Consider the following 15,665-nt stretch of genomic DNA (forward strand, 5'->3'; position numbering starts at 1 on the left):
TAAAAGGTCGGGACTTCCGTGTTTGTCGGCGACGATTATAGGTTTATTGGAAAGCAGGAGATATGTCATGCCTTACGCCATTGTGACTACAGGTGGGAAGCAGTTTCGGGTTGCTGAAGGGGATGTCGTCCAAGTGCCAAGCTTGGAGGCTGAACCTGGGAAAACGGTAAGCCTCGAAGTGCTCGCCATGCACACCGGTTCGGAATTCAAAGTGGGCGCGCCCCGCTTGACAGGGGCAAGCGTGACAGCCTCGGTCATCGGGCATGGACGCGCCAAAAAAATCATCGTCTTCAAGTTCAAGCGGCGGAAGCAATACCGACGCAAGCGTGGCCATCGCCAGAACTTCACGGCGTTGCACATTCAGAAAATTGAACTGGCTGCCTAGTGGCGTCTCAATCGAATTTATACGCGAGGTTAACGGGTCATGGCTCATAAGAAAGGCGTTGGGAGTTCTCGGAATGGACGCGATTCACACTCAAAGCGACTGGGCGTCAAGCGCTTTGGCAATCAGTTTGTCAAGGCGGGGGAAATTCTCGTTCGGCAGCGCGGCACACGCTTCAAGCCCGGCCAGAATGTTGGCATCGGGCGGGACCATACGCTCTTTGCCTTGAAGTCAGGTCACTTGCGTTTCCGTGACCGTGGGCAGCTTGGTCGTTACATAGAGGTCATTCCGGTGGAAGCGCCGGTTTCCGCAGCCACGGCCGCGGCCTAGGCCGTAGTTAGCAACCGGATACAGTTCGGCTTCACGGCGGTGATACGTCGTTCCAAAGCCCAAGGTCGGTGGCCTTGGGCTTTGTGTTTTGCCTATGTTTGTTGATGAAGCCATCATTTACGTCGCTGGTGGTCAGGGCGGCAATGGGTGTATGGCGTTTCGCCGTGAAAAATTCGTGCCACGGGGTGGCCCGTCCGGCGGCGATGGCGGCGATGGCGGCACGGTCTATCTGCGGGCGAGCCATCACCTGAACACGCTGCTGGCGTTTCGTTACAACCCGCGCTATGCCGCCGAACGCGGCGGCCATGGTGAAGGCAGCAATCGCCACGGCCGCAATGGCGCGGATTGCACGGTTGACGTTCCGGTGGGGACGCTCGTCTATGATGCCGCCACCGGCGAGCCACTTGCCGACCTCACCACGCACGGGCAAACCGTCGCCGTTGCCCGCGGTGGACGCGGCGGGCGCGGCAACGCGCGTTTTGCCAGTTCGGTCAACCGTGCGCCGCGTCGCCACGAGCCAGGCCGTCCCGGCGAACAGCGCACGCTGCGCCTCGAACTCAAACTCCTCGCGGATGTCGGCCTGCTTGGCTACCCTAATGCGGGCAAGTCCACATTGATTTCAGCCGTCTCGGCCGCGCGTCCCAAGATCGCTGACTATCCGTTCACAACGCTTGTGCCGAACCTGGGCGTCGTTGGGCTGGACGACTACCGGAGCTTTGTGGTGGCCGACATTCCCGGCATCATCGAGGGGGCGCATGAGGGGCGCGGCCTTGGCTTGCAGTTCCTGCGGCATGTTGAACGCACGCGCTTGTTGCTTCACTTGGTGGATGTTTCAGTCCTTGCTGAACGCGACCCGGTTGCTGCTTATGACGCAATCGAGCGTGAGCTGGCGCTCTACGACCCGGAGCTGGCGGCGCGTCCCCGTCTCGCCGTTGCCACCAAGCAGGATGTCGCCGACCCCGACCGCGCGGCCGCACTCACTGCCCACTGCGCGCGGCTGGGCGTGGACTGTTTTCCGGTTTCGTCCGTCACCGGCGAAGGCCTCAAACCGCTCATTCGGCGCATTGCTCAACTGTTGTTCGACGAGCCATGAGCTGTGTCCGCAAGCACCGCCTGCGCCGCTGCCACGCCGGCGACGTAGCCGCTGGACCAGGCCCATTGAAAATTGAAGCCGCCGATGCGGCCGTCCACGTCGCAGATTTCCCCGCACAGGTACAGTCCCGGACAGCGCCGTGAGGCCATGCGCGCCAAGTCAAGCTCGCGCAGCGGAACACCGCCGGCCGTCGTCTCCGCGTAGGTAAATCCACGGTCGCCGATGACCGGCGCAACCCACTGCGTCAAGACACTGACAAGGGCCCGGCGTTCAGCGCGGGTGAGCTGCGCTCCGGTTCGGGTCGGCATGACTTCCGCCAGCAAAAGGAGGCTTCGCGCCAGACGTTCCGGGAGGCGCTCACTCAAAAAGCGCAGCACCGTTGACCGCCCCAGCGTCTGGAGCGACTGCTCCACATCGGCGTCTGGCAGAGCCGGTAGCCAGTTGATGACCAAATGCGCGGCTGGATCCGCGAGGCGTGCTGCCAGCCAGTGGCGACTCATATCGAGCGCGACCGGACCGGATAGCCCGAAGTGGGTACACAGCAGCGAGCCGGTCGCCGACGCCAGCGTTTTGCCCGGTCCAGACCTGACCCGTAGCGTGGCTGGTGTGGTGATACCGCCGAGTGCGCACAGGGGATGGTCTGGCGGCAGGACGAGCGGAACCAACGCCGGAAAGGTGGACGTTACGGTATGCCCCAAGGCTGCTGCCAGCCGGTAGCCGTGGCCATCCGAGCCGGACTTCGGCAGGCTTTTCCCACCCGTCGCCAGGATGACGTGCCGGGCCGTGAGCGCGCCCCAGTTGCCACACACGAGAAAACCATCGTCGGCACGCCGGATGGCTTCAACACGGCGTGGATGGGAGCAATCCACACCAGCGTCAGCCGCAGCTTTCAGCAGGGCATCGCGGATGGTGCGCGCTTGGTCGGTCGCTGGAAACAGCTTGCCGCTGGCTTCGCGTTTGAGCCGTACGCCCAGCGCCTCGAAAAAGGCAACGACCGCTGCTACATCAAAGCGCCTCAGCACGCGGCGAATGGCTTCCGGAGGCGAGCCGGCAAAATCCGTGGCCGTTACCCGTTCGTGAGTCACGTTGCAGCGCCCCCCACCGGCAACCAGAATCTTCGCGCCAAGGCGCTGGGCGCCATCGAGGGCGACAATCCGGGTGCGTGGTGCCGTTCGTCCGGCCCAGATGCCGGCCATGAGTCCGGCCGCGCCGGCCCCGACAATCACAATGTCGGCATCCCACCTTGCCATGGTGAGCTACGTATCCATCCGGGGCGCGGGCCGCAGGTCACGCAGCGTGTCCAGGGCCAGCAGGATGGCCCCCAGCGTGATGCAGCTATCCGCGAGGTTGAACGTTGGGAAGTGCCAGCTCCCCCAGTGGAAATCGAGAAAGTCAACTACCGCGCCGTGAACGACCCGGTCAACCGCGTTGCCCACGATCCCGCCAAGCAGGCAGACCAGCGTGAGGCGCAGGAGGCGGCGCTCGCCGGGTGTCCACCACAGATACAGCCCGACGCCCAGTGCGGCGCACAGGGCAATTGCCAGCAATGTGAGTCGCATTGTGGGCGTGCCACTGTCGAACAGGCTGAAGGCAATGCCGGGGTTTTCAGCGTAGCGCAAATGAAAAAAACCCGGCAGGACACGCACCACCGTGTCTTCTGGCCGCAGCGCCCAGTAAACCCACCACTTGCTCAACTGATCGAGTAGAACCAGCCCACCGGCTGCCAGAAAATCGCGGTAGGGCGGCCTGGCACCGCGTGCCGAAGGGGTCGTCACGCCACCCGGCGCTTGTAGTAGTAGTCATCCAGCGCCCGAACCGTAAAGTTCAGAATTTGGGCAACGTTGCCGTCTTCACGTCCGCCTTCCTTCGGATCGGTGTTGAGGGTTGCCACGATTTCGCCTTGGTCATTGGCCTGGCAGTCCACATTACCCAGCTTGGTTTTGACTTCAACCAGCGCCCCAAGCACATCCTGGTTGACGACGACAACACAGTCGAGATTTCCGAAGGCGTAAACAAGTTCGTCCCCGGCGCGGGTCGGGGAGGTTCGGTGTTCTTGCCACAGACGCTCGATGAGTTTGTAAAGCTGTTCGAGCACTTGGGCATGTTCGCCGCCAAACCGGCAGCTCGCAGCAGATTCAACGACAGGCACGATGGCTTAGGCTCCTTGCAAGACAAGCATTCCACATCGGTTCGGGATTATGGGAAGCCCTCGGCTTCACGACAAGGCCGGAATGGCGGCTCAGTCCGTTTTGGATCAGTGAAGCCAGTCAATCGGCAGGCTGAACACGCGCTACCCCACGCGCCAACGAGACAAAAAAAACGGTCGGACTCGCTCAAGTCCGACCGTGAGGTTGTGGATGATGCGGTTGTGGATCAGATGCTCCAGGCGGAGCATCTGATCCGTGTGGCGTTTGCCAGGCGAAGCTTTAGCGCCGGCCTGGGCCGGTCGCTCCGCGCGGCTTGGCTGCCGTATCCGGTTTGACGCGCGGCGCTTTTGGCTGGGCTGGGTCGAGTTCGAGTTCCAGCGGCTGCATCGCCAGGGCCGGCGTTTGCTTCGTCATCACTTCTGAGCCGCCGGTAACGCAGCCCAGAACGTTGACGAAGAAGCGGAAGCGCCGGACCGATGGCATGGCAATGCGGAAGGTGACATTGATGCTCTGGCCAGGCGTCAGGATGACGCTTTGCGGCAACGACTGGACAGAACCAACCAAGCCACCGCTGGTGCAGGTTGCCCCATCGGCGGTGAGGAGCCGGAATGGCACCGGTGGCACCGGCCCGCCCGATTCCTGCAATTCAGCGACCTGGAAGCCTGCCAACGACACCGTCTGCGTGCTGATGTTTTGGAACACCGCATTGATGAGGAAGTCGTTGGCGTAGCCTTCGGGCGCGCAGCTTGGCGCAACCACCGTGCTCGACGTGACATTGAGCGACACGCTGGAGTTGATGACCGCCGGCGTGCAGGCCGGTGTCGCCGTGCCGCAGATGACAAACGGCAGGTCCACCGGCAAGCCGGCTCCGGTATCCACCACGGTTGCCCACGCTGTGCCATTGCGCTGGCGCGCGTTTTCCGTGCCGTTGAAGACCGCGCGCGGTGGATAGAAGAGGCTGCCAGATGGTGGTGTCAGCGACCATTCGAGCCAGTACGTCCCTGGCGCGAGCGTGGCCGGGAAGGACGCCGGCCAGTTCGCCGTGACGGCAAAAAGCGGGCGTTGATTGTTGGTTGGCGTTGACTCCAACACCCGATAGACGCCGCTGAAGACGTTGGTTGTGATGGTCGCCGGCGTCAGCGCGGCAATCACGTTCCCACCCGCGCCGGGCGGGCCATCCCAAAGCTGGAGGCTTACGGCGCTAATGGGCGAGATCATAATCCCGGAGTTGGTTTGATAGGCATAGAGTGTGACCGCCGAGGGCGTCCAGGTCGAGCCACCAGGAACCGTGAAGTTGTCTGCCAGCGAGAAGGTGGGCGCTGTGACCGTAAAGCCAAAGACCGAGAATGGCGGTGCCAGCACGCTAATCGGCGCGCCGCCAAAGCCACCGGTGGGCAGGCTTTCGATTCCACCGTTTGTGAAGATTGGGGTCGTACAGGCCTGCGGCGGCACCGGCGGCACTGCGCCGGCAATGACCTGAATCACGTAGCTCCGGTCGGTAATGCAGCCACCGGCATCGGTGACCCGAACCGTGAAGCTATACAGCCCCAAAGCGGTTGGCGTGCCGGAAATGACGCCTGTGGTTGGATTCAGTGTCAGTCCTGGCGGGAGCAGGCCGGTTGTGACCGCAAACGTGTAGGGCCCGGTTGTCCCACTGGCGCTAATCGTTTGGGTGTAAGCCGAACCGATGACCGCGTTGGCCACCGTCGGTGGGTTCACGGTTGGATTCGTACAGCAGCAGACAAAACCATTGTCGGTGGTGGTCGTAATCGCCAGCGACCAACCGCCGGCAATCGTGCCACTGTCGCCGCCCACAAAGTCCTGAACAAACAGTTCCCAGGTGCCGTTCGGACTGGTGCCGTTGAACGTGGTCAGGAGGCTGTTGTACGGCGGCGCCGGCAGACTCGTGAAGGCGCGGGTTCCACCGTTATTGTTCGGCCGATAGGTGCCACTCGGTGGGAAGCCGGTCGTCGGCAGTACCGTCGGGGCATCCTGGTCAAAGGTGTAGGTGCGTCCCGTCACGCCGCCAGAGCCGCCAATGGCGGCGTTGAACAAGACGCAAATCTGCCCGCCTGGTCCGCGCAGCAGCACGCCGACATCGCTGGGCCAGGTATGGCTGAAGTTGTTGATGGTCACCGTTACTTTCGTGATCGTTCCGGTCAAGCCGGATACGGCGACGTTGGATGGATACGGTGTCGCGGTGCCCGAAGCCGGAATGGAGATACTGGCTGGATTGCTAAAGGTGGGCGGGTTGAAGAGGCCGAGGCGGAAGGTGTATGGGATTGGCCCATAGGTATTCACACCATCGGTCAGCGTCAGGTTGAGGGTGAGCAGATCGCCACAGCTTGCCGAAACGGTGAAGCTGAAATCAACCGTGCCGGTGCCACCCGGCGCAATCGAAGGCACGCTCTGGCTGGATGGCGTAATGCCTGTGGCGCCGCTGCTGGTCAGTGTCGCTGTGAGCGCTCCCGACGCTGCGCCACCACCGTTTTCAACAACGAACCGCACGGTCGCCGTTTCACCTGGGACCAGAATACCGTTGGCTGGCGTGCAGCTTTCCGCCAAAATCGTCGCGCCGCCGTTGCCGAGGATAGGCACCCCGGCTGTCGTCGTCGCATTGTAGATAACCAGCGCGTAATCCTGGTCGAGCGGGTCACTGTCACCCGGCACGCCGTCACCGGCGATGTTGAAAGCCCGGACCTGAATTGTCACCGGTGTGCCAGGCGGGTAGGTGCCGGCCGGAATGAAGACACTTTCCGCATTGTTGAGGCGATCAAAGGAACCGCCGGTAGTCGAGTTGGCGCCGGAGAAGTTATTGCCACGGTAGATGTCGCTCACCGCGGCCACCTGCAAGTCAAGGTCATTGACCAAACGCGGTCCGCTACCGGTGGTCGCGCCGGGTACATCAGTCCAGGCAAGGGTGACACGCAACGGCCCGGAAGCCGGGAACGCCACCGTTTGCACTCGAATCTGCCCGCTGGCCGTGAACTTGTCGGCAGGAACCTGGTCGCGGAGCACCCGCGGCGCGCTGTCAAACGCCCGGTTGAGCGCCATCCGTCCCATGCCTTGGTTGTTTGACCAGAGGGTATCGCCCGCGCCCGTGCCGGTCATGTACTGGGCGGAGTTCATCAAATAGGCCTTGGTCATGGCCGGGCTGGGCGCCGTGCCGTTGAAAGGCGCGCCCGTGTTGTCGAGGAAGTATTGACGCAACAGCGCCGCGCCGCCCGATACGGCCGGGCAAGCAAAGCTCGTCCCGGTGGAGGAGCGGTAGTAGCCGGTTGTCCCAGCCAGGAGTGGGCTGGTCACACACGGGTCGGCGCTGCCCGGTCCGGTTGGATTTGGCGTGCCAATCTGAAGTACGCCACCGGAGACGGATGTCGCTGGAGCCAGGACTTCCGGTTTCCGTCGCCCATCGGCGCACGGTCCGCGACTGGAGCTGCCATACATGTTTTCGGCGTTTTCACCACCAATGCGGGTGTTTTGGTTGCCGCCAACGCAGATGACATTTTTGCCGCTGGCCGGTGCGCCAACCGTGCCGGCGCCAGGCCCACTGTTGCCGGCTGCAAAGACAATCACCATTTCCTGATTGCCAGGGGTGGGAAAGACGGAGGTGGCGCTTTGGGCATCGCGCACGAGGAAGTCATAGGCTTGGGCATCCGGCGTGTAGGCGCCGCTCACCGGCGCGCCCCAACTGTTTGAGCTGATGCGTGCGCCATATTGATAGGACCGCGCCAGCATGTCGTTATAATTCGGGTTGGTAAAACCACTGGTCACGCCGTTGTTACCGAAAATAGCGGAGCTACCAATCCGCACGAAGGGCGCGACCCCCAAGCCGTAATAAAAGTTAGGTGACGCGCTTTCCGCATGGGGTAGCGCGCGTGACAGCGACGACGGCACGTTGCCGCCGATGATGTGGGCGCAGAGCGTCCCGTGACCGATGCGGCAGCCGCGTACGTCAACCGCCAGCGGCGTTGGGAAGGTGGTACTTTCCCACTTGGCATAGACCAAACGGCTTGGTTGGAGGATGTCACCGGCGCGGTAGAGCGCAAAGTGCGTCGTGTTGAGTCCGCTGTTGGTATGGTTGGGCGGCCCACCTGGCGGCGCCGTGGTTGAGCCGGCAACGGTGTTGCCGATGTCCACCATTTCATCGCCGACATCCACGACGAAGTCCGAGGTAAATGTTGAGTTGAGCGCCGGGAAGCCGGCCGCCGTCAAAAACGTTGCATAGGGCGTCGAGAGGTTCGGAATGCCCCCGGTCAGGCTGTTGATGAGAATTTGGTTTTGCCGTTCATCGAGCAGTGTCGGCTCGGTGTAGGGCATGATCGAAATGACGTCTTCCTGTGCCGCCAACGTCTGCAATGCACTGGGGGGGAGTTCGACGATGAAGTTCACAAAGTCGGCAATCTGGTATTTCTGGACGGCCGGTTTGCGGCTAAAGCTTTCAGCTAGCGACACCGTCGCATCATTCGTTCCGGGGTCGGCGACAAGCTGCACGGCATAGCGCTGGGATGGTTTGTCCGCTACATCGGCCGTGCTTGGGTCAAGCTTGAACGCGCCAAGATAAGGACCGTCCCACTGCTTGAAGCTACCGCTGCCGGTCGTGGTGTCCGCCGTCTGGGGTGTGTCTTGTCCAAGCCGGCTCACGCGCTCGATAACCGTGGCATCGCCATAAACGAGATAGGCGTTGTTCGGTAGGTAGTTGATAACCCGAACGCCCGTGCGCTGTAGAGCCTCAAACCATTCACGCCGCACCGGCCCGGCAAACTGGACGACATGCAAATGTTTGCCACTTCCGCGCAGGCGTTGCTGGGCAAGCTCCCGCGCGCCACGCGAGGTCGTGTTGATTGGAACATTCAAGTGGACGACGTTGAAATCGTCGGCCAGTTCGAGTCCATCAACCTTGGTCAATGCCGAAACGTCGGAACGGTTCGTACTGTAGAGCCGAAAGGTGCCGTAGTCGGCCACCAACGTCGCCCCGAGTCGCTCGGCTTCCTGGTGTGCACCGGTAGTGCGGGTGATGAACTTGTGACCATGGGTATCAGTGGCGAAGTCATACGGCGCGGCAAGTTGGAAGCGCCGTCCTTTGTCAGTTTCAGTCGAGCGGTTACCGCCGGCTTGCACCAACGGTAGCGCCGTGAGTCCGGCTAGCGCCGTTGTGGCGACCAGTCCGGCCAGCCAACGCGTGCGCCTGGGACGCCGTGGTGGAACTGAGGCAGGTGAAGGTAAGGACATGTTTGATGCTCCATAAAAGTGATTGGGTTGAGGGTTGGTCCGCCACGCATCGCTTGAACTCGGCGACAAGGGGCAGCGGTAAAACCAGGTCTGTTTCCACGATTTCACCAAGTCGCTGACGCGCCGTGACAGGGGTGTAATGCGAAACTCAGGTAGAAATGAACTTGATGGTTCAGACCAGACTATTGAAACAAAGCTTTATTGTTCATGCAACTGACTGGGCTGTAAAATCAAAGGTAGCACAGGCATTCCGGCCTGTAGCACGCTGGTGTCATACCCAAGGGGTAGCACAGGCATTCCTGCCTGTGGTGCGCCGTGGGGTTGGCTAGACGCCTAGGCGGCTAGCAAAGCGTAACCGATTACCGTCAGGGTCGGTGATAACCATCTCGCGCATGCCCCACGGCATGGCTTCCGGCGGGCAGGTGGTGATACCGTTTGCCGTGAAGCTCCGGTAGCAAGCGTCAACATCGGCGACCTGGAAGTACACTGCCCCGCCGACTTGGCAGTCGTCGGCGTGCTCGGTGAGAAAGATGGTTTGTCCGTCACGGGTGAGTTGGCAAAACAGCGGGGAGCCCGGCTCAAACTGATGCTGCCAGTCAATCTGGAAGCCCAGCCCCTGCGTGTAAAACAGAAGCGACCGCTGGGCGCTCAGCATACGAAGTTGTGGAATGACCGTTTGTGTCATCTGGATGCCTCTTGACTAGATGCCTTTTGATCTGGACGCCACCTGAGTGTGACCGGCAGGCGAGTGCCTGAAACGCCGCGCGGGAACAAACGCTTACAGGTACTACCTGACACGAACGGCGGCCGGTGAGTTTCCACTCGACCGGATCGCTGTGGCCGACGGCACAGGTAACGGTTGCCCAAGTCCACACCACCGCGTTTTGTCAGCGCGGTGAGTATCGCCTTGAGCCAAGCTGTACCAGTACGCATTGGGGCTGAATTTTTGCTACACTCTCTTTGCAGGTTGCGAAGTGAGTGTAGTTGTCACGCTGCGCGGTTTGGCGCACAATAGGACGCTCTCCCGCACAAGCTAGAGCAGTTTCGTGGAGACACCAGACCTTGACAACGATCCCCGATCCCTTCATCGGTGTCACCCTCGACGGCAAGTATCGCCTCGATGCCAAGATCGGCGTCGGTGGCTTCGGCGTGGTGTATCGCGCAACGCACCTGAACCTCAACCGCCCCGTCGCGGTCAAGGTGCTGCACAACAACGTCCACAACACCACGCCGGAAAATCTCGAGCGGTTTCGCCAGGAAGGCGTATCCGCTTGCTCGGTCTCCCATCCCAACGCCGTCGCCATTTTGGATTTCAGTATTACGCAGGATGGCTACGCCTACCTAGTCATGGAACTGCTCGATGGGCGGCCACTCAGCGATGAGCTTCAGGAGCGGTTCGTTCTGCCCCTTGAACGCTGCGTGGAAATCATCGTCCCCGTTTGTGACGTGCTGACCGAGGCGCACGCTTCCGGTATCGTCCACCGCGACATCAAGCCCGACAACATTTTCTTGCACAAAACCCGCCGCGGCGAGATTGTCAAGGTGCTTGATTTTGGGATTGCCAAGCTGGCCCGTCCGCCCAAAGAACCGGGCCAGCGCAACCTGACGGCAACCGGCATCCTAATGGGCACGCCGGAATACATGTCGCCGGAGCGCATGCGGAACAAGCCTTATGACGGTAAGGCCGATGTCTATAGCCTGGGCATCATGATGTATCAAATGCTCTCTGGAAAACTGCCCTTCGAGTCAGCCGACAACGACTTTGTCGCTGTCATGTGGATGCAGGTCAACGATCCGCCGCCGCCCATCCGGGCCTACAACGCGGCGATTCCAATCGAGGTCGAGCGCGTGATTTTGCACGCGCTCGAAAAAGACCCGGCAAACCGACCGACGGCTGAGGAACTCTCCCAGGAGTTGCTTGCCGCCATGGGAGAATCGTCATTTGGCTATTCGTCAGGAAAGTTTACGCTGGGAAGCGCCACGCCCACATCGCCCGCCTCCGCGATGAAGCTGCCGGCCCTGACCGCGGAGGGTTCATATACCCCGCTGCTGTTTGATTTGACCTCGACGCTCGAAATCGTTACCTCACCGCTCGCCGAAGTTTCTCCGGCAGTCACGAATGGTGCTGACCGGGATGCGCCACTGGAAGCCAAGTTATTGCCAGCCCCAGCGCGAGTTGCCGAGAAAGTCGGCGAGATTGCGGTCTTCACGGGGCATGCCTATCCCAACAGCATTGCTTTCTCGCGTGATGGGCGGTTTTTCCACTCGGCGCGGCGCGACCAAACCATTGGCATGTTTTCAACCGAAGATGGGCGAGAGATCACCCGTTTCGCTGCCGGGCGCATGTTTCCGGTGCGGTCTGTGGCGCTCAGTCCTGACAATCGAGTTGCCGTGTTCAGTGGTGCGGATGACAGTCTGCGTCTGCGTGATGCCCAGAGTGGGGGAGAACTGCGGCGGCTGTTTGGCCATGCGCATGTCACGACGCTAGCCTTCTCGCCGGACGGAAGGTGGATTGTGACGGGCGGCCAAGACAAAACGGTACGGCTCTGGGAAGCCGCATCGGGACGTGAGCTACGCCGTTTCACCGGACATGCCGATGAGATTGCTTGCGCGAACTTTTCCCCAGATGGGCAATCGGTCATCGTCCTCACGGTTCGGGGAGATATTCACCTCTGGGACGCGCAGGTGGGCCGCCAACTGCTTTATTTGCCGCCGGACGAGACGACGTACGACGCCCTCAGCGTCGCCATTTCCGATGACCGCCAACGTTTGGTGGGAAGCGAGTTCAAGCAGGTGAAAGCCACTGAAAACGAAGCGCGCCGCCGGATCAAACGCCTCGATGTGGGGCAAATTCCCTACGGGTCGTCGCAGTTCGTCTTTACGCCGGATGGACGGCAGGTGGCCTCGGTCAATCTCGATTCCACCATCCGGCTCTGGCAAGTGGACGACGGCAAGCCCCTCCAGGTGTTTGTCGGGCATGGCAACTACGTCAACAGCCTGGCGCTTTCGGCTGACGGCAAACGCCTGTTGTCCGGCAGCGATGACCGGACGATTCGGCTCTGGGATGTTGAAAGCGGTCACGAGATTATGTGCTTTACGGGTCACACGGATCGTGTCCACCATGTGATGCTGCACCCAGACGGTGTCCATGCCCTGTCTTGCGGGCCCGATGGCACGGTGCGTCGCTGGGGACTGCCGCCGGCGTAATCTTCCCCTACCCTGAGAGATAAGGCTGGCTTGTGTTCACCAGTTGATGAGTTTGGCGTTGTCGCCATCCAGTTCACGGGTGAACTCTTTTTCGAGTCCGTAGCGGCGGCGCTTGAGGATGAGTCCCTGCCGGGTGAGGCCTAGTTCGCGCGCGGCATGGGTGACGTTACCGTGGTGGCGCTCGAGGGCGCGGCTGATCATCTTGCGCTCAAGGGCTTCTACTGCTTCGGAGAGCGTCTGTCCGGCAGCAGCCGGCGGCTCCGGCATCGGGGCCACGGCACGGTGGCTTCCGCTTGGCATTGGCGGCGCGGAAAGCCACAACTCTGGTGAGAAGTGATCCGGGGTCAGGATGTCGTTCGGTTCGGCCAACGCCACCGCCCGCTCGACTTCGTTTTTGAGCTGCCGGACGTTGCCCGGCCACGGCAGCCGACTGAGGCGCTCAAGCGCTGCTTCAGAAAGGGAGACCGTCTTCCCTTCGCGCTTGGCGCACTCCCGGAGCAGGTGGCGGGTCAGGGCCGCGATGTCTTCCCGCCGTGCGCGGAGTGGTGGGACGTGCAACCGGACGACGTTGAGTCGGTGGAACAAGTCTTCCCGAAATCGGCCGTGGGCAACTTCGGCTTCGAGATCGCGGTTGGTCGCCGCAATCACCCGAACGTCCACGCGGATGGGCTGTTCGTCCCCAACGGGGTGAATCTCACGCTCCTGTAAAAACCGCAGGAGCTTGGGTTGAACGTGTAGGGCAAGCTCGCCAATCTCATCCAGAAACAGTGTGCCTCCGGCCGCTGCGCGAATGATGCCCAGGGCGTTTTTGTTCGCCCCGGTGAACGCGCCTTGGCGGTGTCCAAACAGTCGGCTCTCGACCAGTTCAACCGGAATGGCCGCGCAGTTGAACGGCAAAAAGACCCGGTCGCGGCGGCGGCTGGTGGTGTGCAGGGCGCGCGCCACCAATTCCTTGCCAACCCCCGATTCACCGGTGATGAGCACGGTGACATCCGATGAGCGAATTTTTTCGATGCGCTCCAGCACGGCCAGCATCGCCGGTGATTCCGCCACCAATCCGAGGTGGGCAAACCGATTGGTGGCTGAGTCGCTACTGACGACCGACCGTGTGGCACGCACCGTATTTCGCAGGCGGTGGTTCTCGAGGATGAACTCCACGACGTGGACGAGCGCCTCGAGGGTGGTGACCACATTGGGCGGCATCCGGCCCGCAACACAGAGAAAAAAGCGCCGCATGGGGGACAGTTCCGCACCGGGGCGCACGTCGTTGAACAGGCGCACCGTCAGGTCGTCTGGGAAGGAGCGCTCGTCATGCAGGCTGCTTTCCAGCGCGCGCCGCATCCGTTCTGCCTGGGGCGCGCTGCCGGCGTGCAGCCGGATGCCATCGGGCGTCTGCTCGAAAATCGCGGCGCTCAGGCGCAGCTCATCGCGGAGTAGAATCGCCAACTCGCGCAGAAGTAAGTCTGGCGAGCTGGACGCGGCAACCAGGCTCTCGATGAGCAGGGCATCCAGGCTGGGCGCTGCCGATGGAGAGGCAAGTGCGGCCGCAACCGGTGGGGTTTCAGCGAGGAGCTTTGCCGCCTGCGCTTCCCACCGCGCCGCACCAAGCTCGGCAAAGATCCGCTGTGCTGACTCCAGGTGCATCCGCGCCCGCGTTCCATTGGCCAGGGCCAAAAATGCCCGTCCTGCCCCCAGGTGACTACAGGCGGCATCATAGACGAATCCGGCGGACTCGAAGATGGACAAGCTTTGGGTGAAAGCCGCCACCGCTTCACTTGGGTTGTTGCGGGTGAGGTGCAGTTCACCGTCCAGCCGGCAAGCAAAACCCGTGGCATGCAGCTTGGGTGAATCGCCAAAGAGTTCGCGCGCGCGGCGCAGGTGTGCTTCGGCGCGGGTGGCATCGCCGGCTGCCAGGCAGGCTTCGGCCAGACGCAAGTGGCTGACCGGCAAGCGCGCAATCCGATTGATCTTGGCATTGATCCGCGTGGACTGCTCAAAGAGTGAGATGGCCTCCTCACTGCGCCCCTGCGCGAGCAGCACTTCGGCTAACGCCTCCCAGCCACCGGCCTCGGCTGCCGGCCGCCCGGCTGCCAAGGCCCGCTCAATAGCCAGCCGCGCCTGCCGTTCGGCTGCCTCGAGGTCGCCTTGCCAAAGGCGGAGCCGGCTCGCGGTGCGCCGCACCAGGCTTTCCGCTGCTTGGTCGGCCGCGACCAGGGACATGGCTTGCCCCAGGGCCTCTTGCGCTTCCCGCCACTTGCCGGCATACATCCGCACGTCGGCCACCAAGTCATAGGCGCGGCCCAACGCCAGTTTGTCTTCGGTTTGCGCCCAGTGCGCGATGGCTTTTTCCAACAGCGTCAAAGCTGCTGCCAGCTCACCTGACTCAAAGGCGACGAACGCCTGATGGTCAAGCAACTGTCCGATGAGTCCAATTGTTTGGGCTGGCAATCCACCGGGGAGGGCTTCCAGCAGCGCCAGGGCCTGCGCCGCCGCTTCGCGTGACTCAACGCCGCGCCCTTCGTGCTGGTTGATGACCGCAAGCTGCCAGTGACATTCGGCGACCCCGTGGATGTCACGCAGGCGTTCGAGCCGGCGCAAGCCCCGCCCTAAATGCTCACGGGCGATAGCGTACTCATCAATTGCGGCATAGATGCGCCCCAGTAGGGCTTCAGCCCGACCCATCAGGGCATCCGAACCCCGTGACTCCCCCAGCTTGAGCGCCAGGTTGGCTTCGTGGATGGCGCGTGGGATGTTGTGTTGTCGAAGGCACAGGTCTCCCCGTTGGAGGTTCACTCGCCCCACCAACTCAGTCTCCGGGGCGCGTTCCACGATGGCGTCCAGCACCTGCGCCGCTTCCTCAAAGCGTTGGTTATCGGCCAGCACCTCGGCCAACTCGAAGCGCCGTTCGAGTGCAAGCGGCGAACCCTGTTGGTCAAGCGCCTTGATTTCAAGCTGAAGTCGCGTCGCCAGCCACTCCTGGCGACCAAGGTGGGATGGCTTCACCGGGGTAAAATCAGGCATCGCGGCGACAGGGCAGCCTCCGAAACCATTGTGAAGATACTTGCTGTCAATGACGTTGACGGCAAGTCGTTTGACACGTTAGTGGCCATTGACGGGTTGGCGTGAGAGCGTATGAAGGTAATGTTAAGTCGCTTTTTTCTCAAGCCCGCGCCTCGTCCATTCCCATCGGGCCGGAGAAAATCTTTGAAAACACAAGGGTTCCGTTTGGTCGTGGATGCCCTGCGCGACGCTTGGCGGCACGGTTGGCAGGCGC

Annotated in this window: 10 protein-coding genes; 4 read left to right on the top strand and 6 right to left on the bottom strand. The window is 61.9% G+C overall.

Annotated features, from left to right (window positions below; genetic code table 11):
* Positions 1 to 67: 67 nt before the first annotated feature.
* The 3 genes from rplU to obgE all read left to right on the top strand — a co-directional run bounded on the left by rplU (position 68) and on the right by obgE (position 1,805).
* The gene (gene rplU, locus J8C06_RS00775) at positions 68 to 385 is read left to right on the top strand and encodes a 50S ribosomal protein L21 (protein WP_211428903.1); all 318 of its coding nucleotides are present in this window, start codon (positions 68 to 70) and stop codon (positions 383 to 385) included.
* Positions 386 to 424: 39 nt separating this feature from the next.
* Positions 425 to 712, top strand: a complete 288-nt coding sequence (gene rpmA / locus J8C06_RS00780) for a 50S ribosomal protein L27 (RefSeq protein WP_211428904.1) — start codon at positions 425 to 427, stop codon at positions 710 to 712.
* A gap of 94 nt (positions 713 to 806) precedes the next feature.
* Positions 807 to 1,805, top strand: a complete 999-nt coding sequence (gene obgE, locus J8C06_RS00785; RefSeq protein ID WP_211428905.1) for a GTPase ObgE — start codon at positions 807 to 809, stop codon at positions 1,803 to 1,805.
* Here obgE and J8C06_RS00790 read toward each other — a convergent pair.
* The 5 genes from J8C06_RS00790 to J8C06_RS00810 form a co-directional block, all read right to left on the bottom strand.
* Positions 1,781 to 3,055 carry an aminoacetone oxidase family FAD-binding enzyme gene (locus tag J8C06_RS00790; RefSeq protein WP_211428906.1) on the bottom strand — a complete coding sequence of 425 codons (1,275 nt, stop codon included), beginning with the start codon at positions 3,053 to 3,055 and terminating at the stop codon, positions 1,781 to 1,783. The genes obgE and J8C06_RS00790 overlap by 25 nt on opposite strands.
* Positions 3,056 to 3,061: 6 nt before the next feature.
* Positions 3,062 to 3,580 carry a signal peptidase II gene (lspA, locus tag J8C06_RS00795; protein WP_211428907.1) on the bottom strand — a complete coding sequence of 173 codons (519 nt, stop codon included), beginning with the start codon at positions 3,578 to 3,580 and terminating at the stop codon, positions 3,062 to 3,064.
* Positions 3,577 to 3,954, bottom strand: coding sequence for a hypothetical protein (locus J8C06_RS00800; protein WP_211428908.1), 378 nt, complete (start codon positions 3,952 to 3,954; stop codon positions 3,577 to 3,579). The genes lspA and J8C06_RS00800 overlap by 4 nt, the downstream gene beginning before the upstream one ends.
* Positions 3,955 to 4,231: 277 nt before the next feature.
* On the bottom strand, positions 4,232 to 9,184 hold the full coding sequence (locus J8C06_RS00805) for a S8 family serine peptidase (protein ID WP_211428909.1): 4,953 nt from the start codon (positions 9,182 to 9,184) through the stop codon (positions 4,232 to 4,234).
* Positions 9,185 to 9,509: 325 nt separating this feature from the next.
* On the bottom strand, positions 9,510 to 9,869 hold the full coding sequence (locus J8C06_RS00810) for a bleomycin resistance protein (RefSeq protein WP_211428910.1): 360 nt from the start codon (positions 9,867 to 9,869) through the stop codon (positions 9,510 to 9,512).
* Between the two features lie 377 nt (positions 9,870 to 10,246).
* On the opposite strand from J8C06_RS00810, the gene J8C06_RS00815 reads away from it, so the two are divergent.
* Positions 10,247 to 12,391, top strand: coding sequence for a serine/threonine-protein kinase (locus J8C06_RS00815; RefSeq protein ID WP_211428911.1), 2,145 nt, complete (start codon positions 10,247 to 10,249; stop codon positions 12,389 to 12,391).
* 36 nt (positions 12,392 to 12,427) lie between these two features.
* On the opposite strand, the gene J8C06_RS00820 is transcribed toward J8C06_RS00815, so the two are convergent.
* Entirely contained in the window at positions 12,428 to 15,412 is a 2,985-nt protein-coding gene (locus J8C06_RS00820; protein ID WP_211428912.1) for a sigma 54-interacting transcriptional regulator, read from the bottom strand.
* Positions 15,413 to 15,665: the final 253 nt, after the last annotated feature.

Source organism: Chloracidobacterium validum (assembly GCF_018304825.1).
GTDB lineage: Bacteria > Acidobacteriota > Blastocatellia > Chloracidobacteriales > Chloracidobacteriaceae > Chloracidobacterium > Chloracidobacterium validum.